The sequence below is a fragment of the Paracoccus sp. MKU1 genome (assembly GCF_001447385.1).
Lineage (GTDB): Bacteria > Pseudomonadota > Alphaproteobacteria > Rhodobacterales > Rhodobacteraceae > Paracoccus.
Window position 1 is genome coordinate 12707 of record NZ_LLWQ01000033.1, and the last position, 21632, is coordinate 34338.

18 protein-coding genes, 1 tRNA gene and 1 pseudogene are annotated in these 21632 nt (G+C 68.9%); 16 read left to right on the forward strand and 4 right to left on the reverse strand.

What is annotated here, in order from left to right:
- Nucleotides 1–2: 2 nt before the first annotated feature.
- From dxr to AQY21_RS02355, 4 genes are all read left to right on the forward strand, one after another.
- A complete protein-coding gene (dxr, locus tag AQY21_RS02340) occupies nucleotides 3–1175 on the forward strand; it encodes a 1-deoxy-D-xylulose-5-phosphate reductoisomerase (RefSeq protein WP_058096244.1) in 1173 nt (390 codons plus the stop codon).
- Nucleotides 1172–2497: an RIP metalloprotease RseP gene (gene rseP / locus AQY21_RS02345; RefSeq protein WP_058096245.1), complete on the forward strand. Its 1326-nt coding sequence runs from the start codon at nucleotides 1172–1174 to the stop codon at nucleotides 2495–2497. Before dxr ends, rseP begins: the two co-directional genes overlap by 4 nt.
- A gap of 103 nt (nucleotides 2498–2600) precedes the next feature.
- Entirely contained in the window at nucleotides 2601–4937 is a 2337-nt protein-coding gene (gene bamA / locus AQY21_RS02350) for an outer membrane protein assembly factor BamA (protein WP_058096246.1), read from the forward strand.
- A complete protein-coding gene (locus tag AQY21_RS02355; protein WP_058096247.1) occupies nucleotides 4937–5698 on the forward strand; it encodes an OmpH family outer membrane protein in 762 nt (253 codons plus the stop codon). Before bamA ends, AQY21_RS02355 begins: the two co-directional genes overlap by 1 nt.
- Before the next feature lie 38 nt (nucleotides 5699–5736).
- Here AQY21_RS02355 and AQY21_RS02360 read toward each other — a convergent pair whose 3' ends face one another.
- The gene (locus AQY21_RS02360; protein WP_058096248.1) at nucleotides 5737–6684 is read right to left on the reverse strand and encodes a nucleoside hydrolase; all 948 of its coding nucleotides are present in this window, start codon (nucleotides 6682–6684) and stop codon (nucleotides 5737–5739) included.
- Between the two features lie 63 nt (nucleotides 6685–6747).
- Nucleotides 6748–9204, reverse strand: coding sequence for a penicillin acylase family protein (locus AQY21_RS02365; RefSeq protein ID WP_058096249.1), 2457 nt, complete (start codon nucleotides 9202–9204; stop codon nucleotides 6748–6750).
- 128 nt (nucleotides 9205–9332) lie between these two features.
- Here AQY21_RS02365 and AQY21_RS02370 point away from each other — a divergent pair, with 128 nt between their 5' ends.
- The 6 genes from AQY21_RS02370 to AQY21_RS02395 all read left to right on the forward strand — a co-directional run bounded on the left by AQY21_RS02370 (nucleotide 9333) and on the right by AQY21_RS02395 (nucleotide 12961).
- On the forward strand, nucleotides 9333–10199 hold the full coding sequence (locus AQY21_RS02370) for an NAD(P)-dependent oxidoreductase (RefSeq protein ID WP_058096250.1): 867 nt from the start codon (nucleotides 9333–9335) through the stop codon (nucleotides 10197–10199).
- A gap of 48 nt (nucleotides 10200–10247) precedes the next feature.
- Nucleotides 10248–10323, forward strand: a tRNA-Val gene (locus AQY21_RS02375).
- Nucleotides 10324–10341: 18 nt separating this feature from the next.
- Nucleotides 10342–11403 (forward strand): CaiB/BaiF CoA-transferase family protein, encoded by a 1062-nt coding sequence (locus tag AQY21_RS02380; RefSeq protein ID WP_058096251.1) that lies wholly within the window; start codon nucleotides 10342–10344, stop codon nucleotides 11401–11403.
- A gap of 84 nt (nucleotides 11404–11487) precedes the next feature.
- Complete coding sequence (rplU, locus tag AQY21_RS02385; protein ID WP_238986671.1) at nucleotides 11488–12015, forward strand: 50S ribosomal protein L21; 528 nt, start codon at nucleotides 11488–11490, stop codon at nucleotides 12013–12015.
- A 19-nt stretch (nucleotides 12016–12034) separates the two neighbouring features.
- Nucleotides 12035–12307 carry a 50S ribosomal protein L27 gene (rpmA, locus tag AQY21_RS02390; RefSeq protein WP_058096253.1) on the forward strand — a complete coding sequence of 91 codons (273 nt, stop codon included), beginning with the start codon at nucleotides 12035–12037 and terminating at the stop codon, nucleotides 12305–12307.
- Between the two features lie 108 nt (nucleotides 12308–12415).
- Nucleotides 12416–12961: a GNAT family N-acetyltransferase gene (locus AQY21_RS02395; protein WP_058096254.1), complete on the forward strand. Its 546-nt coding sequence runs from the start codon at nucleotides 12416–12418 to the stop codon at nucleotides 12959–12961.
- A gap of 285 nt (nucleotides 12962–13246) precedes the next feature.
- Here the strand turns inward: AQY21_RS02395 and AQY21_RS02400 are convergent, their stop codons facing one another.
- A complete protein-coding gene (locus tag AQY21_RS02400) occupies nucleotides 13247–13756 on the reverse strand; it encodes a hypothetical protein (protein WP_058096255.1) in 510 nt (169 codons plus the stop codon).
- Between the two features lie 129 nt (nucleotides 13757–13885).
- On the opposite strand from AQY21_RS02400, the gene AQY21_RS02405 reads away from it, so the two are divergent.
- Nucleotides 13886–14293, forward strand: coding sequence for a SufE family protein (locus AQY21_RS02405; RefSeq protein ID WP_058096256.1), 408 nt, complete (start codon nucleotides 13886–13888; stop codon nucleotides 14291–14293).
- Between the two features lie 14 nt (nucleotides 14294–14307).
- On the opposite strand, the gene mnmA is transcribed toward AQY21_RS02405, so the two are convergent.
- Nucleotides 14308–15477, reverse strand: a complete 1170-nt coding sequence (gene mnmA, locus AQY21_RS02410) for a tRNA 2-thiouridine(34) synthase MnmA (RefSeq protein WP_058096257.1) — start codon at nucleotides 15475–15477, stop codon at nucleotides 14308–14310.
- Between the two features lie 165 nt (nucleotides 15478–15642).
- Between mnmA and AQY21_RS02415 the strand changes: the two genes are divergently transcribed.
- The 5 genes and pseudogenes from AQY21_RS02415 to AQY21_RS02435 all read left to right on the forward strand — a co-directional run.
- Nucleotides 15643–15918: a DUF1153 domain-containing protein gene (locus tag AQY21_RS02415; protein ID WP_058096258.1), complete on the forward strand. Its 276-nt coding sequence runs from the start codon at nucleotides 15643–15645 to the stop codon at nucleotides 15916–15918.
- 92 nt (nucleotides 15919–16010) lie between these two features.
- Nucleotides 16011–16727, forward strand: coding sequence for a response regulator transcription factor CtrA (ctrA, locus tag AQY21_RS02420; protein ID WP_058096259.1), 717 nt, complete (start codon nucleotides 16011–16013; stop codon nucleotides 16725–16727).
- A 101-nt stretch (nucleotides 16728–16828) separates the two neighbouring features.
- Nucleotides 16829–19111 carry an NAD-dependent DNA ligase LigA gene (gene ligA / locus AQY21_RS02425; protein WP_058096260.1) on the forward strand — a complete coding sequence of 761 codons (2283 nt, stop codon included), beginning with the start codon at nucleotides 16829–16831 and terminating at the stop codon, nucleotides 19109–19111.
- On the forward strand, nucleotides 19087–21201 hold the full coding sequence (recG, locus tag AQY21_RS02430) for an ATP-dependent DNA helicase RecG (protein ID WP_058096261.1): 2115 nt from the start codon (nucleotides 19087–19089) through the stop codon (nucleotides 21199–21201). Before ligA ends, recG begins: the two co-directional genes overlap by 25 nt.
- Before the next feature lie 210 nt (nucleotides 21202–21411).
- Nucleotides 21412–21632: pseudogene (locus AQY21_RS02435) on the forward strand (hypothetical protein); the annotation flags it as partial.

The window sequence follows — 21632 nt, forward strand, 5'->3', positions numbered from 1 at the left end:
AGATGCGCAGCATATCGGTGCTGGGCGCGACCGGATCGGTCGGTGAAAGCGCATTCGATCTGTTGATGCGGGCCGGCGGGCCCGAAAGCTTCGGCACCGTCGCGCTGACCGGCGGCACCAATGTCGCGCGCCTGGCCGAGATGGCCCGCGCCTTGCGGGCCGAGATCGCCGTCACCGCATGGCCGGAATGCCTGGCCGAGTTGCGCGCCGCGTTGGTCGGAAGCGGCATCGAGGCGGCGGCGGGGCCGCAGGCCGTGGCCGAGGCCGCCGCCCGCCCGGCGGACTGGACGCTGTCCGCCATCGTCGGCGCCGCCGGCCTGCCGCCGGGGCTCGAGGTGCTGGCACGGGGCGGCACGCTGGCGCTCGCCAACAAGGAGACGCTGGTCGCCGCCGGCCCGCTGGTCATGGCCCGCGCCCGCGAGACCGGCGCGCGCATCCTGCCGGTCGATTCGGAACATTCCGCGATTTTTCAGGCGCTTCAGGGTGAAGATCTCGAAACTGTCGAGCATGTGACCATCACCGCCTCGGGCGGCGCCTTTCGCGACTGGCCGCTGGAGCGGCTGGCACGCGCGACGGTGGCCGAGGCCAGTCGGCACCCGAACTGGGCCATGGGCCAGCGTATCACCATCGACAGCGCCAGCATGTTCAACAAGGCGCTGGAGGTCATCGAGGCGCATGAGTTTTTCGGCCTCGGCACGGACCGTCTGCGGGTGCTGGTGCATCCGCAGTCGATCATCCACGCCATGGTGACGCATCGCGATGGCGGCAGCATCGCACATCTGGGGGCGCCGGACATGCGCCATGCCATCGGCTATGCGCTGAACTGGCCGGCGCGCGCCGTGTTGCCGGTGCCGGCGCTGGATCTGGCGGCGCTTGGCAGCCTGACCTTTGCGCAGCCGGACGAGGTGCGCTGGCCCGCGCTGCGGCTGGCCCGCGAAGCGATCGAGGCCGGCGGTGCTGCCGGCGCGGTGCTGAACGCCGCCAAGGAGCAGGCATTGGACGATTTCATCGCCGGCCGCATCCGCTTTACCGACATGGCCCCGGCCGTCGAGCACGCGCTGGCTCTGGCCGCCGGCGAGGCCGGTTTCGCGCAAAGCCCGCGCGACCTGGACGAGGTGCTGCATTGGGACGGTTTCGCCCGGCGGGCGGCGGCGCAATGGCAGGGGGCGGCATGAGCCTGGTTCTGGACATGATGGGCGGTTTCCTGTGGACCGCGGCGGCCTTCATCGTGGCGCTATCGGTCATCGTCACCGTGCATGAATATGGCCATTACATCGTCGGCCGGCTGTGCGGCATCAAGGCCGAGTGCTTTTCGCTGGGCTTCGGCCCACGGCTGATGGCACGCCGCGACCGGCATGGCACGCTGTGGCAGGTGGCGGCGATCCCGCTGGGCGGCTATGTGCGCTTTCTGGGCGATGCCGACGCGGCCAGCGCCGGTTCGGTGCCGGTCGAGCCGGCCCGCGCGCGCCAGAGCCTGACCGGCGCGCCGCTCTGGGCGCGCTTCGCCACCGTGGCGGCAGGGCCGGTATTCAACTTCGCGCTGTCGATCCTGGTCTTTGCCGGCATGGCGATCTGGCAGGGCCTGCCGGTGGACGAGGTCGAGGTCGGCCGCCTGCACCCGACGCCGCCGGGCGTCGAGATGCAGTTGCAGCCCGGCGACCGCGTCCTGGCGCTGGACGGCCGGCCGGTTGCGAGCTGGCGCGATCTGCCGGAGGTGGCGGCCGAATTGCCCGCGCGGCCCAGCCATGACTGGACCGTGCTGCGCGACGGCGCCGAGATCACCGTGCCGGGCCCCGATCCGATGCCGCCCCTGGTCATCGGCCTCGCGCCACGCAGCCCGGCGGCCGCCGCGGGGTTGCAGCCGGGCGACGTGATCCTGGCCATCGACGGCGAACCGGTCTCGCGCTTCGACGAGCTGCGCCAGCATGTGGCCGAGGCCGAGGGCCGCCCGGTCCTGCTGCGCGTCTGGCGCGAGGGCGAGGGCGAGGCCGATTACACCTTGGCCGCGCGCGAACAGGACCTGCCCACCGACGAGGGCTATACCAGGCGCTGGCTGATCGGCGTGACCGGCGGCGGCACCTATTTCGAGCCGGCGACCCGCCCGGCCGGCATTCCCGAGGCGCTGGGGATCGGTGCCACCCGCACCTGGGATATCATCGCCTCGTCGGTCTCGGGCCTTTGGGCGATGATCACCGGGCAGATCGGCAGCTGCAATCTGGGCGGGGCGATTTCCATTGCCGAGACCACCGGACAGGCGGCCTCGGCGGGCGGCGGCAACTTCATCTGGTGGATCGCCGTGCTGTCGGCAGCCATCGGTTTCCTGAACCTGCTGCCGGTGCCGGTGCTCGATGGCGGGCATCTGATGTTCTATCTCTACGAGGCCGTGGCGGGGCGGCGACCGTCCGACCGGGTGATGGATATCCTGTCGGCGCTGGGGTTGGCGGCGGTGCTGTCGCTGATGGTTCTGGGCCTCACCAACGATCTTTTCTGCCCTTGACGGGCGCTAGGCTTTTGACAGTGCGGCCCGCTTCGCGGTATCCATCGGGGCAAATATGGCGGGGCCAACCCGCCGGGCAATGCATTACTCGCGAGGGGCGGCGATGACGGACAGGAAACTCGGCAAGGGCGCGCTGGCGCTGATCTCGGCGCTGGCGGTGGCCGCGCCGGTCGCGATGGTGGCGACCCCCGCCTCGGCCTATGTCTTCAGCAACGTGCGGATCGAGGGCAACCAGCGGATCGAACCCGCGACGATCCTGTCCTATCTGGACCTGCCGCGCGGTCAGGATGTTTCGGCCGGGGCGCTGAACGACGCCATGCAGCGGCTCCAGAACTCGGGGCTGTTCGAGACGGTCGAACTGGTGCCCTCGGGCGGCACGCTGGTGGTGCGGGTGACGGAATATCCCACCATCAACACCGTCGCCTTCGAGGGCAACAGGCGGCTCAAGGACGAGAACCTGTCCGAGATCGTCAAGTCGCAGTCGCGCCGGGTCTATTCGCCCGCCCAGGCCGAGGCCGACGCCGCCGCGATCAGCCAGGTCTATGCCTCGCAGGGGCGCCTGGCCGCCCGCGTCGATCCGCGCATCATCCGGCGCGGCAGCAACCAGGTCGATCTGGTCTTCGAGATCCGCGAGGGCGACGTGACCGAGATCGAGCGCATCGGCTTTGTCGGCAACCGCGCCTTTTCCGACCGCCGGCTGCGCAACGTGCTGCAGACCAAGCAGGCCGGCATCCTGCGCACCTTCATCCGCCGCGACACCTTCGCCCCCGAAAGGGTGCCGCTGGACGAGAAGCTCCTGACCGATTTCTACCGCTCGCGCGGCTATGCCGATTTCCGGGTCCAGGCGGTGGCGCCGGAGCTGGCGCGCGAACGCGACGCCTTCTACATCACCTTCCAGATCTATGAAGGCCCGCGCTATACCTTCGGCACCATCAACACCGTGAGCGAGATCCCCGGCGTCGACGCGGCGGAGTTCGCCGCCCAGAACCGGGTCAAGCGCGGCGCGGTCTACAACCCGACCGACATCGACACCACCATCCGCCGGATGGAGGCGCTGGCGCTGCGCAAGGGGCTGAACTTCGTCAATATCGAGCCGCGCGTCACCCGCAACGAGCGCAACCAGACGCTGGACCTGACCTTTGCCCTGACCCGCGGCCCGCGCGTCTTTGTCGAACGCATCGACATCGAGGGCAACACCACCACGCTGGACGAAGTGATCCGCCGCCAGTTCGCCACCGTCGAAGGCGACCCCTTCAACCCGCGCGAGATCCGCAATTCCGCCGAACGCCTGCGCGCGCTGGGTTATTTTGCCGATGTGCAGGCCGAAAGCCGCCCCGGCTCGACGCCCGAGCAGGTCATCGTCGATGTGAACGTCGAGGAACAGCCGACCGGCAGCCTGAACTTCGGCGTCAGCTATGGCGTGGCCACTGGCGTCGGCTTCAACATCTCGCTGTCGGAAAAGAACTTCCTGGGCCGCGGGCAGCAGGTGGACCTGGCCTTCTCGACCGGCACGGATACGCAAAGCTCGGGCCTGACCTTCGTCGAGCCCTATTTCCTGGGCCGCGACCTGCGCGCGCGGCTCCAGCTCTGGTACAACACCACCGACCGGCTGAACTCCGACTATAATACCCGCACCGTCGGCTTCCTGACCGGGATGGAGTTCCCGGTTTCGGAGAACGGCCGGCTGGAGCTGCGCTACAAGCTCAGCAAGGATACGCTGTTCGACGTCGAGGAGCCGCATATCGACACCGAGACCGACGAGTTTGTCGGATCGTCGCAGATCCTGTTCGACGAGCAGGGCGGCTTCTTTACCTCGGCGCTCGGCTATACCTACAGCTATGACAGCCGGATCGGCGGGCTGGACCCGGTGACCAGCTACCGGCTGCGCGTCGGGCAGGACTTCGCCGGGCTGGGCGGCGATGTGAAATCGGTCACCAGCACGGTTTACGCCGGCGTCGAAAGCCGGGCCTGGCGCGAGAGCGTGACCATGCTGGCCGAGTTCGAGACCGGCGCCGTGCATATGCTGGACGACCAGCAAAGCCGCTTCCTGAACCGCTTCACCGGCAACGGCAAGATTCGCGGCTTCGAGCCGAACGGCTTCGGCCCGCGCGACCTTGCGGCGCCGAACCAGGACGCTCTTGGCGGCAACTATTTCTGGGCACTGCGCACCGAGCTGCAATTCCCGCTGGGCCTGCCCGAGGAATACGGCATCACCGGCGGGCTTTTCGCCGATGCCGGCTCGGTCTGGGGGCTGGACCGCACGGCGGGCACGAATGGGGTCGAGGTTGATGACGGCATGAAGGTCCGCGCCGCGGTCGGTGCCTCGGTCTTCTGGACCACGCCGATCGGGCCGCTGCGTTTCAACTTCGCCAAGGCCCTCAAGAAAGAGGACTATGACGAAGAGCAGTCCTTCGACCTGACGATTTCGACCCGGTTCTGATGGCGGGGGGGCGCGGCATCGCGACGTTGGCGCTGGCCGCCTTGCTGGCGCTACCCTCCGGCGCCCCGGCCCAGCCCGTGCCCGAGCCATCTGCGCCTGGCGACGCGCCGGCCCATGACGTGTCGCCCATCGTCGTCGAGACGCCGCCGTCCAATGGCGCGGCGGTGCTGCCGGTGCTGACGCTGGACCAGGACGCGCTTTACCTGCATTCGCAATGGGGGCAGCGCGTGCAGGCGGATCTGGAGCAGCGCGGGCTCGAGATCGCGGCCGAGAACGACCGGCTGGCCGATCAGTTCGCCACCGAGGAGCAGGAGCTGACGGCGCTGCGCCAAACCCTGCCGCCCGACGAGTTCCGCAAGCGCGCCGATGAGTTCGACAAGCGCGTGGTCGAGGTGCGCCGCGCCCGCGACGCCGCCGCGCGCGCCTTGCAGACCGAGGCCGACGAGGAGCGCCAGGCCTTTTTCCGCGCCGCCTTGCCGGTGCTGGCGGCGCTGATGCGCGAACGGGGCGCGGTGGTGGTGCTGGACCAGCGTGCGATCTTCGTCGCCTCGCAATCCATCGATGTCACCGATGTGCTGATCGACCGCATCAACAGCGAGGTCGGCCCCGGCCCCTTGGCCGAGGAGCCGGAAACGGATGCGGTAGAGCCGACCGAGCCCGCACCGGAAGATGGGCCGGAGCAGGGGATTTCCGAACAGCCCGGGCCTGGGGGCGCGGAGCCGGCAATGCCCGGCACCCCGCCCGGCCCGGCGGACGAGTAAGCCGCGCCGGGCCGCTTTGGCAGCCTTGGACCTCGCCGCTAGCCGACTCGGCGGTCGAGATCGCCGATCCGCTCCGTCAACAGCGCGAAGAACGCCTCGGCCTCGACATCGCGGATGAAGGTGGCGTTGGGCGTCCGCCCGCTGACCCGCCACCAGTCGGCGACGGTCATGCCCAGAGTATATTCGCCCTGCGTCTCGATCTCGACATTGATATAGCGGCCGGTGAACAGTTCGGGCCGCAGCAGCCAGGCGATGGTGCAGGGGTCGTGCAGCGGCGCGCCGTGGCTGCCGTATTTCTCGCGGTCGTAGCGTTCGAAGAAATCGGTCCAGCTGGCCACCGCCTGGCCGACCCGGCCCATGGCGCGCATGCCTTCGACCCAGGCGCGGCTGGTCAGGGCGCGATGCGTCACGTCCAGCGGCATCACCGTCAGCGGCGCGCCGCTGGCAAAGACCAGCTTCGCCGCCTCTGGGTCGACATAGATGTTGAACTCGGCGGTGGGGGTGATGTTGCCGACCTCGAAATAGGCACCGCCCATCAGCACGATCTCCTGCACGCGCGGGATGATGTCGGGCGCGCGCTGGAAGGCGGTGGCGATGTTGGTCAGCGGGCCGATGGGAACCAGCGTGACGCTGCCCGGTTTCTCGCGGCGCAGCGTCTCGATCAGGAAATCGACGGCATGGTCGGGGGCGGGCGGCATGCTCGGCTCGGGCAGGGTGACGCCGTCGAGCCCGGTCTTGCCATGCACATGCTCGGCGGTGACCAGCCTGCGTTGCAGCGGCGCGTCGCAGCCGGCATGGACCGGCATGTCCGGGCGGCCGGCCAGTTCGCAGATCATTCGGGCGTTCCGCTCGGTGTGATGCAGCGGCACGTTGCCGGCCACCACGCTGAGCCCCAGCACCTCGATCTCGGGGCTGGCCAGCGCCAGCAGGATGGCGACGGCGTCGTCCTGGCCGGGGTCGGTGTCGATGATGATCTTGCGCGCCATGGGTTTCCCTTTGCTGCGTTTCCCGGGGCAGGGAAGCCCGGCCGGACGCGGGATGCAAGCCCTCTAGCCGTCGGCCGGCCGCAGATGGGTGATGCCCGCAGCCGCGGCGCGCGCCAGCGCCGGATCCAGCGACATGACCACATATTCGCCGCGCCGCCACAGCTCGGCCATGTCGTCGTAATGGCGCGAGAAGGGATGGCCGGACTGGCCGGTCGAGATGATGAAGACCGAACTGTCGGGATCGGCGAGGTCATAGACCCCGCGATAGGCGGCGCCGGTCACGTTCAGCCAGGGATTGCGGCCATGGCCCAGGAAACCGGCATGCGCGATGGTCGATTCGCCCCCCGAGGTCGACTGGATCACGTTCACGATATAGGAGATGCCGCGCATGTCTCCCAGCGCCGGGTGGACATGGCGGGCGCGGTGCAGGTCGCCCCAGCGCCAGCTGGCGAGGTCGGGCCCGAAGCGCGCCACCAGGTCCAGCAGCGCGGCGTCCAGAGCCTGCCGTGCGATCTGGGTGCAGGTCTCGACCGGCGCGGATTGGCGGATGTCGCACCAGGCCGAGGCGCCATTCGCGTCGCGGAACACCCGGTCGATGAAATCGGGGTAAAGCTCGGTCAGCGCGTCGGCGAGCGGGCCGAGGTCGTCGCGCACCAGCCGGTCCTGCAAGGCGCGCATCCAGGCGGCATAGATCAGCGGCTCGGGCAGGTGCTCGCTCATGGCACCGTCCCAATTGGCCAGCAGCGCCAGCGCGTCCTGGCGCAGCCGCTCGGGCGTGCCCTGGGCGGCGGGCTCGCCGGTGAACCACAGTTCGGCTCCGACCAGCGGCAGCAGGGCCCGGGCGACCGGGCTGACGATGTCGGTCTGCGCGGCGATGAAACTGTCGCGCGAATGCACCTCGCGCGAGTCGATCAGGTGGCGCAGCCGGTTCAGCCGGTAGCCGTCGCTCCAGTCATGGCCCAGCCCGCCCGCACCCGGCAGCGCCGCGCCGGTCGCGGCCACGATGCCGCTGTCGGGGCTCAGTTCGGTCAATCCGGCGGGGGCGGGGCTGAGCCCCTGCCAGCGGTTCTGCACCAGCCAGCCCGGCGCAGGCATGCGGCCCGCCGTCTGATGGCCGGCCGGGCGATGCGGCACGGCCCCGGCCAAGACCTGGCCTACGCCCCGCCCGTCGGCCAGCGTCACCGTCACGGCAGGGGCGATCATCTCGCGCAGCGCCTCGGCCGCCGCCTGGCGGTCCTGGGCCCGCATCAGCCCGATCAGAGCCGTCATGCTGCGGTCGTTGCCATAGCCGCCGGTCCAGGACAGCGCTGCGACATGGCCGGCCGGCAGGATGGTGGCAAGGTCCAGATGCGCGGCGGGGATGACCGGGCCGTTCTCGGTCTCGCGCAGGGTGATGGTCTGCGGCTCGGCGCCGCGGATGCGCAGGGTCTCGCGCCGCGTGGCGAACTCGGTCCAGCCGTTCGCGCCGCGATAGCGGTTGGGGTCGCCGGGCTGCACCTCCTCGATATAGAGGTCCTGATCGTCGATCTGCGCCGGGGTGATACCCCAGGCGAGGCTGGTGTTGCGCCCCGACAGCACGGCGGGAATGCCGGGGATGGTGCCGCCGATCACCCCGCCCGAGCCCAGCTCGATCCGCGCCAGATACCACAGGCCCGGCGCGGTCAGCGCGAATTGCGGATCATTGGCCAGCAGCGCGCCGCCCGCCGCCGTGCGCCCGGCCGCGGCGGCGAAGCCATTGGCCGAGGCTCCGGCCGCCGGCGCCAGATAACCGGCCAGTGTCGCGGTCCAGTCCCGCGGCCCGGCGCCGCGTTCCGGCGCGGCGAAGCGGGTGCCGGGAAACAGGCCGGCATAGGCCGACAAGGGCGGCTCGCCGCGCATGGCGACCAGATCCTGCCCGCGCTCGGGCGCGGCCAGCGACAGCCGGGCCCGCAGCACTTCGTGGCGCAGCTGCACGGTGGACGAGGCGGCCAGCAGCTTCAGGATCGCCAGCGAATCCGCCGGTTCCCAATAGGCGATGTCCTCGGGATAAAGAAAGAATTCCGGCGCCCCGCGCCCGCGTGCGCCCAGATTGACCTGCTCGATCCAGGCATTAACCCCTTCGGCATAGGCCTCCAGTGCCTCCAGCACCTCGGGGTCCTGCGCCTCGAGCGAGGCACGAGCATTGCGGTAAAGCCCCAGCCGGCGCGCCAGGTCGTCGGCGGGCAGAGCGCCCATGCCATAGATCTCGGCCAGCCGGCCCTGCGCCGCACGGCGCAGCACGGTCATCTGGAACAGCCGGTCCTGCGCATGGGCAAGGCCGAGCGCGAAGAACACGTCGCGGTCGCTTTCGCCGAAGATATGCGGCACGTCCTCGGTCGTGCGCACGATCTCGACCGGCGCCGAGATGCCGCGCACCGCATAGCTGCCGTCATAGTCGGGCAGCGAGCGGATGGCGAAATACCAGGCCAGCGTCACCAGCGCCAGGGTCAGCAGGATCAGCCCGACCGTCAGGCGCACAAGCCAGCGGAAAAGTGTCACCATGAAAAGGCACGGTCCCGAGCTTGGGCGCGAGAGGTTGACCCCCGCGCCGAGTGATGAAATTCATCGGGGTGAATAGGACAGGGCGCGGGCCGGATCAACGCGCCTTTCGACTCGAGGGAGAGAATCTGATGGCGCGCGTGGCTTTTCTGGGACTGGGGGTGATGGGCTTTCCGATGGCGGGGCATCTGGCCGCCGCCGGGCATGAGGTCGCGGTCTGGAACCGCAGCCCCGCCAAGGCCGAGGCCTGGGCCGCGCGTCACAAGGGCCGCGTGGCCGCCACCGCCCGCGAGGCGGCCGAAGGTGCGGAGTTCGTCATGGCCTGCGTCGGCAATGACGACGACCTGCGTCAGGTCTGTCTGGGCGAGACGGGCGCCTTTGCGGGCATGGGCAAGGGGGCGGTCTTCGTCGATCACACCACGGTCTCGGCGGCGGTGACGCGGGAACTGTCGGCTCAGGCCGCAGAATCCGGGCTGGGTTTCGTTGATGCGCCGGTTTCGGGAGGGCAGGCGGGGGCCGAGAACGGCCAGCTTTCCGTGATGTGCGGCGGCGCCCCCGCCGATTACGCCCGGGCCGAGCCGGTGATCGCCGCCTATGCCAAGATCTGCAAGCTCATGGGCCCCTCGGGCGCGGGGCAGCTGACCAAGATGTGCAACCAGATCGCCATCGCCGGGCTGGTGCAGGGCCTGTCGGAATCGTTGCATTTCGCCGAAAAGGCCGGGCTGTCGATCCCCGAGGTGGTAGAGGTCATCAGCCAGGGCGCCGCCGCCAGCTGGCAGATGCAGAACCGTCACCAGACCATGGCCGAAGACCGCTTCGATTTCGGCTTTGCGGTGGACTGGATGCGCAAGGACCTGGGCATCTGCCTGGCCACGGCCAACGAGACCGGCGCCAGCCTGCCGGTGACGGCGCTTGTCGATCAGTTCTACAAGGAGGTGCAGGCCATGGGCGGCGGGCGCTGGGACACCTCGTCGCTGATCGCGAGGCTGCGCCGGTGACGCCCCCGCTTGCCAAGGGCGCCGGGATCGCGCTATCAGCCGGCATGGGGGCGGTTAGCTCAGTTGGTAGAGCGTCTCGTTTACACCGAGAATGTCGGGGGTTCGAGTCCCTCACCGCCCACCATCTCCCCCGAGGCCGGTCATGAGCGGAACCCTGTCCAGCCTGCGCGTCGTCGAGATCGCCGGCATCGGCCCGACGCCTTTTGCCGCCATGTGGCTTGCCGACCATGGTGCCCAGGTGATCCGCATCGCCCGGCCCGGCTCACCGCAGATCTTTCCGATGAAGCGGGACGTGCTGGACCGCGGCCGCGACTGGTTGGAGCTGGACCTGAAATCGCCCGAAGGCCGGGAACTGGCGCGTGACCTGATCTTGCGTGCCGATGCGCTGATCGAGGGCATGCGCCCCGGCGTGATGGAGCGGCTGGGCCTCGGCCCAGGGGATTTCCCGGAAAACCCGCGGCTGGTCTATGGCCGGATGACCGGCTGGGGGCAGACCGGCCCGCTGGCGCATTCGGCCGGTCACGACCTGACCTATCTGGCGATCACCGGCGCGCTTTCCGCCATCGGTCCGGCGGACCATCCCGTCCCGCCGCTGAACCTGGTCGGCGATTTCGCAGCCGGCTCGATGTATCTGGTCTCGGGAATGCTGGCGGCGATCCTGCATGCGCGCGAGACCGGCCGGGGGCAGGTCGTCGATGCCGCCATCACCGACGGGGTGGCGCATCTGATGGCGATGATCTCGGGGCTGCGCGTCAACGGGCTCTGGCGCGACGAGCGCCAGGCGAACCTGCTGGACGGCGGCGCGCCCTATTACAGCTGTTATCCCTGCGCCTGCGGCGGCTTCCTGGCCGTCGCCGCCATCGAGCCGCAGTTCTGGGCCGAATTGGTCCGGCGGCTGGGCCTGTCCGAGGCCGAGTTGCCCGACCGCGCCGATCCGGCGAACTGGGCCGCGCTGCGCCAGATCCTGGCCGCGCGCATCGCCAGTCGCAGCCGCGACGACTGGGCGGCCAGGCTGGAGGGGACGGATGCCTGCGCCGCGCCGGTGCTCTCCATTGCCGAGGCCCCGCAGCATCCGCATAACCGCGCGCGCGGCACCCATCTGGGGGACGATCCTCGGCCCGCGCCGCTTTTGTCGCGCAACCCGGGCAGCCTGCGCGAGGGAGGGCGGATCACGGTCGAGGCGGCGCGCGATCTGTGGCGCTGAGCCGCCATTTCGGTTGACTTGCCCGCCCGAATCCGCGATATACCCGCGACCGGCCGGGCGCATGTCCGTTGCCGGCATCATATTTTGAATTTCACCCAGGCAAAGGGTGCGCTGTCCGAAGGCGGGGCCTGGCCCCGGCAACACCTGCAAGCAGGGGCCAAAGGACGCGGCAGAGCAAGGAAAGACGGAATGTTCGCAGTTCTCAAGACGGGCGGCAAGCAATACCGGGTTCAGGCCGGTGACGTGCTGCGCGTCGAAAAGCTGAACGCCGAAGCCGGCGACAAGGTCCAGTTCAACGACGTGCTGATGATCGGCTCGGCCGTCGGCGCGCCGCTGGTTGCCGGCGCGGCCGTGCAGGCCGAGGTCATCGACACCATCAAGGCCGACAAGGTCATCACCTATGTCAAGCGTCGCCGCAAGCATTCGTCGCAGCGCACCCGTGGCCACCGCCAGCAGCTGACGCTGGTCCGCATCACGGATCTGCTTGAAAAAGGCGGCGACAAGACCGATGTGAAACCGGCCGTTGGCGCCCGCACCAAGCTTGATGCGGCCGCGCAACCGGCGAAAGCCAAGAAGTCGAAAGCCGAAGCCTCGGCCGAAGACGCCAACTGAGGCAGAAGGAGACTGAGCCATGGCACATAAGAAAGCAGGCGGTTCGTCCCGCAACGGCCGCGATTCGGCCGGTCGTCGTCTCGGCGTGAAGCTCTATGGCGGCCAGCAGGCCGTTGCCGGCAACATCATCGTGCGTCAGCGCGGTACCACCTGGTGGCCGGGCCAGAACGTCGGCATGGGCCGCGACCATACCCTGTTCGCGCTGGCCGACGGTCAGGTGACCTTCAAGAAGGGTCTCAAGGGCCGCACCTATATTTCCGTGCTTCCCGCAAATCTCGAGGCCGCCGAGTAAGCCGATATTAACACTCGGGTGCTAAAAGGGGATCGGCAAGGCCGGTCCCCTTCGCGTTTTCAGGATCCGCACCCATATGATTGCGAGTAATTGGGGGAGAATAGTGACATGAACGAATTGATTTCCTCGGATGCGCGGCAGATCGAGATCGCGACCGAGCGCTTCGTCCTGCGCCCGCTTCGGGCATCGGATGCCGGGCTCATCGCGCATTACACCGCCGACCGACGCGTGGCCGAGGGAACCCGTTCGATCCCGCACCCTTTGCCGCCGGGCGCATCCGAAGCCTATGTCCGCCGCGCCATGTCGGCCGAGCGGGACGAGGATGTCTGGGCCATCGACGGCTCTGCCAACAAGCTGGCCGAGGTTCTGGGGGTGGTCTCGCTGACGCGGATCGACCGGGAACAATCCGAGCTCGGCTTCTGGATCGGCGCGGGATTCTGGAACACCGGTTTCGCGACCGAGGCGGTCTCGGCCTTGGTCGAGGCCAATCCGCACGGTTCGCGCACGCTGTTTGCCGAGGCGTTCCAGGACAATCCCGGCTCGGCCCGGGTGCTCACCAATTGCGGCTTCGAGTATCTCGGCGATGCGGAAAGCTGGTCGGTGGCGCGCGAGGCGCGGGTGCCGACCTGGACCTATCTGCGCAAGATGGCTTGAGCGGACCGCAGCCGCCGGCATCCCGAGAAAGCCCGCATGGATCGTGCGGGCTTTTTCCGGTAAGAACGGCCCTATGTCACCGGCCAAGGATGGTGCCCTCACCATGAGGGTTGGCGCCCCGCTGGCGGACAGGGTGATACGGCAACGTCGCCATGAGCATTTGAGGAACGAAAAAGACGACTGCGGCACCGCGATCTTCTTCGTTCCTCAAATACTCATGACGCAGCTGCGCCGCCGATACGTTGCCGGGGTTCCCTGGCGCAGCCGAACCTCGGACGCCGCGTGTCAGCGCCGCAGCGAGACCGCATTGCCTGCGCCGGTGATCACCACCTCGCGCAGATCTGCCAGGGCGGCGTTGGGAATGGTCAGCGCGACCGTCACCGTATCGCTGGCGGGGTGGGGGGGATTGGCGGCGGCGAAGGTGTCCGGCAAGGGCGGCTTGCCGACAAGGCGCAGGCGCAGCACGCCGCTTGCGTCCGGACGGATGCGTCCCTTCGGCATGGGCACCTCGGTCACCAGCGCCACATCCCACCAGCCCTTGCTGCCGGCCAGCCCGGTCACGACCAGCATCCGTCCTTCATAAAGCGGTTCCCATTTCGCGCCGGTGACCTGGGCCAGCGGCAGGCGTCCGTCCTGGACCGTGGTCGGATAGCCGCCCTCGGGCTCCAGCGTCTGCTGCTGGGCGGTGCCGCCGCCGAACCAGCGGAACGGGTTCAAGCTGCTGTCGCCCAGGCGACCGCAGCCGGCCAGCACCAGCATCGCACAGGCAAGAGTGCCCAAGGTTCCTGACCGCATGAAGGCTGCCCCCGTTTTCCCAAGTCTTTGCCGCAGTGATAGGCCAAGTCGGGCGGGCGCGAAAGCCTCTTTGACCTTGCGGCCCCATCGCGCTATGCCAGGGGCCCCCGACGCAAGAGGATGCCCCCGATGGCCACGCCCGCCTTTGAAGAAATCGCCGAGACCTTCGATTTCCTGGAGGACTGGGAGGAGCGCTATCGCCATGTCATCGAACTGGGCAAGGCGATGCCGCCGATGGACCCATCCTTGCAGGTGCCTGCCACCAAGGTCGAGGGCTGCGCCAGCCAGGTCTGGATCATGCCCCGGATCGAAGGCGGCCGTTTCGACTTCCAGGGCGACAGCGATGCGCTGATCGTGCGCGGGCTGATCGCCATCCTGCACGCGCTTTATTCCGGCGTGCCGCTGCGCGAGGTGTCGGCGATCAATGCCAGCGCCGAGCTTGGCCGGCTGGGGCTGGAGGAACATCTGTCGGCGCAACGCTCGAACGGCCTGCGCGCCATGGTCGAGCGCATCCGGATCCTGGCTGCGGCAGCCTGAAGCCCGGCCTGAACTCAGCCGCCGCGCCGGTGCGAGATCCAGCCGCCGCCCAGCACGCGGCTGCCCTCGGTGGCATAGAACACGCAGGCCTGGCCGGGGCTGACGCCTTCTTCCGGGGCCAGCAGTTCGACCTCGGCGCGCCTGTCGCCCGTCACGCGCAGGATCGCTGGGCGCGGCGGCCGGGTCGAGCGGATGCGGGCGGCAATGGCAATCTCGCCCTCGAAGGGCTCGTCGCCCAGCCAGTTCACCTCAGTCACCGGCACAATCTTCGTGGCCAGCGCCTGCTTGGGGCCGACGACGACGCGCCGCGTCTCCGGCTCCAGCCGCACGACATAGAGCGGATCGCCCAGGCCGCCGATGCCCAGGCCGCGGCGCTGGCCGATGGTGTAATGGATCACGCCGCGATGCGTGCCCAGCACATTGCCGTCCAGATCCACGATCTCGCCCGGATCGGCGGCGCCGGGACGCAGCTTTTCGATCACGCTGGCATAATCGCCATTCGGCACGAAGCAGATGTCCTGGCTGTCCGGCTTGTCGGCGACCGCCAGCCCGTATTGCGCCGCCAGCGCCCGGGTCTCGGCCTTGCTGGCCAGTCCCCCCAGCGGAAAGCGCAGGAAATCCAGCTGCTCTTGGGTGGTCGAGAACAGGAAATAGCTCTGGTCGCGGGCGGGATCGGCGGCCATGTGAAGCTCTGCGCCCTGGGCTCCGTCGAAGCGGCGGATGTAATGGCCCGTGGCCATGCAATCCGCGTCCAGCTCTCGCGCGGTCTGCAAGAGGTCGCGGAACTTCACCCGCTCGTTGCAGCGGATGCAGGGCACCGGGGTGGCGCCGGCCAGATAGGCGTCGGCGAATTCCTCGATCACCGATTCGCGGAACCTGTTCTCGTAATCCAGCACGTAATGCGGGAAGCCGATACGCTCGGCCACGCGGCGGGCGTCGTGGATGTCCTGCCCGGCACAGCAGGCGCCCTTTTTCGCCAGCGCCGCGCCATGGTCGTAAAGCTGCAAGGTCACGCCGATCACGTCATAGCCTTGGGCGGCCAGCATCGCGGCGACCACGGAACTGTCCACGCCGCCCGACATGGCGACGACCACGCGCGTCTGCGCCGGAGGCTTGGCAAAGCCCAGCGAATTCACGGTCGAATCTGGCGCGGCATGGCGCAGAGAAGTGCTTGGCGCTGTCATGGATCGTCCTTTCGCGGGGCGCGCGCTGCTTTGGCCCCGCAGTTCCCGACATTTATAGGTAAAATCCGGCAATTCTCAAGGGCAGCGGGCAGAAAACCCTGCGCGACTTCACCTCGGCTTAAGAACTCTGCGGCATAAGGATCCAGGGAGAACAAGGGCTTGCCGATGTTTTTGAAGAAAACCCCCGGTCCGCGTACCGTGATCCTGCCCGATGGCAGCATTCTGACCCAGGCCGACCTGCCGGAACCGCAGACCCGCTGGGTGGCCAGTCGCAAGGCTGCGGTGGTCGATGCCGTGCATTACGGCCTTCTAACCCGGGACGAGGCGATTCGCCGCTATGGCCTGACCGAGGAAGAACTCGACGCCTGGGCCAACGCCTTTCGCCGGCATGGGCGCAACGCGCTGAAAATCACGCAGCTGCAAAGATTTCGGCAACCTTAGATTGATACATATTTGATGAATAAGCCGGTAACGTGATATTAACCTTTTGCGGAGACATTTTGCCAGTATCCTGGTTAGCAAGGGGAAATATCATGCGAATCCTTTTGGTCGAGGATGATCCGACCACGGCGCGCAGCATCGAGTTGATGTTGACGAATGCGAGTTATAACGTTTACCGCACCGACATGGGAGAGGAGGGCATCGACCTCGCCAAGCTCTATGACTACGACCTGATCCTGCTGGATCTGGACCTGCCGGACATGCACGGCATGGAGGTGCTGCGCCAGATCCGCATGTCCCGCATCGACACGCCGATCCTGATCCTGACCGGTTCGGATGATACCGAAAGCAAGCTGCGCGGCTTCGGCTTCGGTGCCGACGACTACATGACCAAGCCCTTCAACCGGGATGAGCTGGTCGCCCGGATCCAGGCCATCATCCGGCGGTCCAAGGGGCACAGCCAGTCGGTGATCCGCACCGGCGAGATGGTGGTGAATCTCGACGCGCGCTCGGTCGAGGTCGGCGGGCGGCCGGTCAACCTGACCGGCAAGGAATACCAGATCCTCGAACTCCTGAGCCTGCGCAAGGGCACGACGCTGACCAAGGAGATGTTCCTGAACCATCTTTATGGCGGCATGGACGAGCCCGAGTTGAAGATCATCGACGTCTTCGTCTGCAAGCTGCGCAAGAAGCTCGCTGCCGCGATGAACGGCGAGAGCCATATCGAGACGGTCTGGGGCAGGGGCTATGTCCTGCGCGATCCGGTGGCCGAGCTTCAGAACGCCGAGCGCATGGCCCTGCGCGCCTGACCGGGCCGGGCGGCCGGGTGCTGGACAATCCGGCCCCGGCCCCGGTATCACCTTTCCCCGGATCATGGCCCGCAAGGGCCAGCAGGCAGGCGGAGGGCAGGATGGCCGGAGAAGACGAGGATCAGGCTGTTCCGGCAGCGGAAGCAGCCCTGCCACCGGTCTCCGGTCTGGACGCCAAGGCAGCGGCCGCCGAGCACGCGCGGCTGAGCGACGTGGTGGCGCGCGCCAACCTGGCCTATTATCAGGAAGACGCGCCCTTCATCAGCGACGCGGAGTATGACGCCAGCAAACGCCGGCTGGAAGAGATCGAGGCGTATTTTCCCGAGCTTGCGCATGAGGCGAGCCCGACGGAGCAGGTGGGGGCCGCGCCCGACACGCGCTTTGCCAAGATCCCGCATCGCCTGCCGATGCTGTCGCTGGAAAACGGCTTCACCGAGGGCGACGTCGAATCCTTCGTGCAGCGGGTGCGCTCGTTCCTGAACCTTGCCGCCGGCGCGGCGCTGGAAATCACCGCCGAGCCGAAGATCGACGGGCTGTCGCTGTCCCTGCGCTATGAGGGCGGACGGCTGGTCCAAGCCGCCACCCGCGGCGACGGCGCCGTGGGCGAGAACGTCACCGCCAATGCGCGCACCATTGCCGACATTCCCGAGCGGCTTGCCGGCGACGACTGGCCCGAGGTGCTGGAGATCCGCGGCGAGGTCTACATGTCGCACGCGGATTTCGAGGCGCTGAACCGGTCCGACAGCGGCCGGGTCTTTGCCAACCCGCGCAACGCGGCGGCAGGCTCGCTGCGCCAGCTCGACCCCGCGGTGACGGCGGCGCGGCCGCTGCGTTTCTTCGCCTATGCCTGGGGCGAGGTCAGCGCGCCCTTCGCCGACACGCAGATGGAAGCGGTGCGGCGCATGCAGGATTTCGGCTTTCAGACCAATCCGCTGACCCGGATCTGCACCTCGGTCCAGGACATGCTGGCCGCCTGGGCCGAGATCGAGCAGATGCGCGCGACGCTCGGCTATGACATCGACGGCGTGGTCTACAAGGTCAACGACCTAGGCTATCAGGCGCGGCTCGGCATGCGCTCGACCACGCCGCGATGGGCCCTGGCGCACAAGTTCCCGGCTGAGCGCGCCTGGACCCGCCTGGAAGCCATCGACATCCAGGTCGGCCGCACCGGCGCGCTGAGCCCGGTGGCGCGGCTGCATCCGGTGACGGTGGGCGGCGTGGTGGTCTCGAACGCCACGCTGCACAACGAGGATTACATTGCCGGCCGTGGTGCCGATGGCAGCGAGATCCGCGGCGGCAAGGACATCCGCATCGGCGACTGGGTCGAGGTCTATCGCGCCGGCGACGTGATTCCCAAGGTCGCCGACGTTGACCTGGCCAAGCGGCCGTCCGAGGCGGTGCCCTACGTATTCCCCGACACCTGCCCGGAATGCGGCTCGCCCGCCATCCGGGAAGAGGGCGACTCGGTCCGGCGCTGCACCGGCGGGTTGATCTGCCCGGCGCAGGCGGTCGAAAAGCTGCGCCATTTCGTCTCGCGCGCCGCCTTCGATATCGAAGGGCTGGGTGCCAAGCTGGTCGAGGAGCTGTTCCGCGACGGCTGGATTGCCGAGCCGGCCGACATCTTCACCCTGCAGGACCGCTATGGTCCCGGCCAGCTGACCCAGCTGAAGAACCGCGAGGGTTGGGGCGAGAAAAGTGCCGCCAGCCTGTTCCAGGCCATCGAGAAGCGGCGCGAGATCCCGCTGGCGCGGCTGCTTTTCGCGCTCGGCATCCGCCATGTCGGCGAGGTTGCGGCCCAGGATCTCGCCCGTCATTACGGCAGCTGGGAGGCGCTGGAGGCCGCGCTGGACACCGCGCGACCGGCGGCGGTCGCGCATCGCCTGGCCGAAGAGGCAGCCCAGGCCGAGCGCGCGGCGGCTGCGGCCGAAGGTCGCCGCGCCCGTCCCTCCGAGGCCCGCGCCACCGCGCTGGCGCAGGTCGATCTGCCCGAGGAGGCGGCAAACGCCTGGGCCGGCCTGATCGCCGCCGACGGCATCGGCCCGGTGCTGGCCATGTCGCTGTCGGACGCCTTCGCCAATGCGCGCGAGCGGGCGGCGATAGACCGGCTGGTCGTGCATCTGACCCCGCTGCCGCCCGAGAAGCGCGCCACCGACAGCGCCATCACCGGCAAGACCCTGGTCTTTACCGGCACGCTGGAAAAGATGACCCGGGCCGAGGCCAAGGCGCGGGCCGAGGCGCTTGGCGCCCATGTCGCGGGCTCGGTCTCGGCCAAGACCGACCTGCTGATCGCCGGGCCGGGGGCCGGGTCAAAGGCGAAGAAGGCGGCCGAGCTTGGCATCAAGGTCATCGACGAGGACGAATGGCTGGCGATCGCCCGGGGGTGACGCCGGGTCGCCCGCCGGCGCTGTTCCCGCTGTTCGCGGGGGTCGAGACGCTGCCGGGCGTCGGGCCGCGCGCGGCCGAGGCCTTTGCCCAGATGGGCGTGACGCGACTGCGCGACCTGATCCTGACCCTGCCGCATTCCGGCATTCGCCGCCGCCGCATCGCCCGGCTGGCCGAGGCCCGCCCGCCCGAGATCGTCACCGTGGCGATCACCGTGCAGCGCCACAGCCCGCCCACGGCCAAGGGCCGGCCCTGGCGGGTGCATTGCTCGGACGGCAGCGCCGATCTGCAACTGGTTTTCTTCCATCCGCGCAAGGACTGGATCGAGAGCCAGCTGCCGGCCGGCGCGCGGCGGCTGGTCTCTGGCAAGATCGAGCTGTTCGACGGCATGGCGCAGATGGTGCATCCCGACCATATCGGTGCCGAGGGCTCGGACCCGCCGCCGGATTTCGAGCCGGTCTATCCGCTCTCCGGCCGGCTGACGCAGGGCGTGGTGCAAAAGGCGGTGCAGGCGGCGATGACACGGCTGCCGCAGGCGGGGGAATGGATCGACGCCTCGGTCCAGGCGCGCGAGGGCTGGCCGGCTTGGGCCGAGGCGCTGGCCCGCGCCCATGCGCCCGAAGGGCCGGCCGGCCTGTCGCCGACTGATCCGGCCCGGGCGCGGCTGGCCTATGACGAGCTGTTTGCGCATCAGATGACGCTGGCGCTCTTGCGCCGCGACCGGCGGCGGCAGGCGGGGTTGGCCACGCAGGGCGACGGGCATCTGCGCGACAAGGTGCTGGCCGGGCTGCCCTGGCCGCCGACCGGGGCGCAGCGCCGCGCGGTCGAGGAGATCGCCGCCGACATGGCCGCGCCGCGGCGGATGAACCGGCTGCTCCAGGGCGATGTCGGGGCCGGCAAGACGCTGGTCGCCTTCCTCGCGCTGCTGGTCGCGGTCGAGGCGGGGGGGCAGGGCGTGCTGATGGCCCCGACCGAGATCCTTGCCCGCCAGCATTTCCGCGCGCTGGAGCCGCTGGCGCGGCTGGCCGGCATCCGGCTGGAGGTGCTGACCGGCCGCGACAAGGGCGACGCGCGCGCCAATATCCTGGCCGACCTGGCCGAGGGGCGGATCGACATCCTGGTCGGCACCCATGCGGTGATCCAGAAAACCGTCGCGTTCCACGACCTGCGGCTGGCCATCGTCGATGAGCAGCACCGGTTCGGCGTCAACCAGCGCATGGAGCTGGGTGCCAAGGGTGGGCATCAGCCGCCCGACATGCTGGTGATGACGGCGACGCCGATCCCGCGCTCGCTGGCGCTGGCGCAATTCGGCGACATGGACCTGTCGGTGCTGGACGAGAAGCCGGCGGGGCGGCAGCCGATCCGCACCACGGTGATCTCGGATGCGCGCATGGGCGAGGTGGTGGAGCATCTGGCCCGGGCGCTCGACGGCGCGGCACGGGCCTATTGGGTCTGCCCGCTGGTCGAGGAGAGCGAGGCCGTGGACCTGACCGCAGCCGAGGCGCGCTTCCAGGAGCTGCGGGCGCGGTTCGGCGAGCAGGTGCGGCTGGTCCACGGCCAGATGCCGCCCGACGAGCGCGACACCGCCATGGCCGATTTCGCCGCCGGCCGGGCGCGCATCCTGGTCGCGACCACGGTGATCGAGGTCGGCGTGGACGTGCCCGAGGCGACGATCATGGTGATCGAACGGGCCGAAAGCTTCGGCCTGGCGCAATTGCACCAGCTGCGCGGCCGGGTGGGGCGTGGCTCGGGTGCCTCGAGCTGCCTGCTGATGTATCACGAGCCGCTGTCGGAAACCGGGCGGCGGCGTCTGTCGATCCTGCGCGAGACCGAGGACGGCTTTCGCATCGCCGAGGAGGATCTGGCGATGCGCGGCGCCGGCGACGTGATCGGCACGGCGCAATCCGGCCTGCCGCGCTTCCGCATCGCCGATCTGGAGCGCCAGGCCGGGCTGATGGCGCTGGCGCGCAAGGATGCGCAGAGCTTCCTGGAGCGCGACCCGGCGATGGAGAGCGAACGCGGCCAGGCCGTGCGGCTGCTCTTGTGGCTGATGGAACAGGACCGTGCCATCCGCCTGATCGCCGCCGGCTAGCTCGTCTCGGCGTTCATTCGTCCGCGGGACGAGGGCGCGGATTGCGATGACTGCGGTGAAGCGGCTGTCTGTCCAGCGATATCGGGTTGCGATGCCCAGGCGGCCTCCTGGCCGAGGACGCGTCCTGATGCGGCCGTTGCAGGCCGGTTCTGCGCAACCGGCTTGGCGCTCCCGGATAATGGCGCGCCATTCGGATGAGGAGAGGGTGAGATGCCGAACAAAGCCACAGTCAGGGGCGTGCTGATGGATGCGACGCTGGCGCCGATCGCGGCGGGCAAGATCGTCGCGACGCTTCAGGGCTCGGACATATTCGACGGCGGCGTGCGGGTGGTGACGCAGAAGGTCGAGGCGACGACCGACGCGCAGGGCCGCTGGTCGCTGGAGCTGATCGTGAACGGCGAGGGCGAGCGGGCGGGCACGACCTGGAGCCT

Excerpts from the sequence above, each read along its gene's own strand:
- dxr (WP_058096244.1), top strand. The coding sequence starts at position 3 with ATGCGCAGCATATCGGTGCTGGGCGCGACCGGATCGGTCGGTGAAAGC.
- rseP (WP_058096245.1), top strand. The coding sequence starts at position 1,172 with ATGAGCCTGGTTCTGGACATGATGGGCGGTTTCCTGTGGACCGCGGCG.
- bamA (WP_058096246.1), top strand. The coding sequence starts at position 2,601 with ATGACGGACAGGAAACTCGGCAAGGGCGCGCTGGCGCTGATCTCGGCG.
- AQY21_RS02355 (WP_058096247.1), top strand. The coding sequence starts at position 4,937 with ATGGCGGGGGGGCGCGGCATCGCGACGTTGGCGCTGGCCGCCTTGCTG.
- AQY21_RS02360 (WP_058096248.1), bottom strand. The coding sequence starts at position 6,684 with ATGGCGCGCAAGATCATCATCGACACCGACCCCGGCCAGGACGACGCC.
- AQY21_RS02365 (WP_058096249.1), bottom strand. The coding sequence starts at position 9,204 with ATGGTGACACTTTTCCGCTGGCTTGTGCGCCTGACGGTCGGGCTGATC.
- AQY21_RS02370 (WP_058096250.1), top strand. The coding sequence starts at position 9,333 with ATGGCGCGCGTGGCTTTTCTGGGACTGGGGGTGATGGGCTTTCCGATG.
- AQY21_RS02380 (WP_058096251.1), top strand. The coding sequence starts at position 10,342 with ATGAGCGGAACCCTGTCCAGCCTGCGCGTCGTCGAGATCGCCGGCATC.
- rpmA (WP_058096253.1), top strand. The coding sequence starts at position 12,035 with ATGGCACATAAGAAAGCAGGCGGTTCGTCCCGCAACGGCCGCGATTCG.
- AQY21_RS02395 (WP_058096254.1), top strand. The coding sequence starts at position 12,416 with ATGAACGAATTGATTTCCTCGGATGCGCGGCAGATCGAGATCGCGACC.
- AQY21_RS02400 (WP_058096255.1), bottom strand. The coding sequence starts at position 13,756 with ATGCGGTCAGGAACCTTGGGCACTCTTGCCTGTGCGATGCTGGTGCTG.
- AQY21_RS02405 (WP_058096256.1), top strand. The coding sequence starts at position 13,886 with ATGGCCACGCCCGCCTTTGAAGAAATCGCCGAGACCTTCGATTTCCTG.
- mnmA (WP_058096257.1), bottom strand. The coding sequence starts at position 15,477 with ATGACAGCGCCAAGCACTTCTCTGCGCCATGCCGCGCCAGATTCGACC.
- AQY21_RS02415 (WP_058096258.1), top strand. The coding sequence starts at position 15,643 with ATGTTTTTGAAGAAAACCCCCGGTCCGCGTACCGTGATCCTGCCCGAT.
- ctrA (WP_058096259.1), top strand. The coding sequence starts at position 16,011 with ATGCGAATCCTTTTGGTCGAGGATGATCCGACCACGGCGCGCAGCATC.
- ligA (WP_058096260.1), top strand. The coding sequence starts at position 16,829 with ATGGCCGGAGAAGACGAGGATCAGGCTGTTCCGGCAGCGGAAGCAGCC.
- recG (WP_058096261.1), top strand. The coding sequence starts at position 19,087 with ATGGCTGGCGATCGCCCGGGGGTGACGCCGGGTCGCCCGCCGGCGCTG.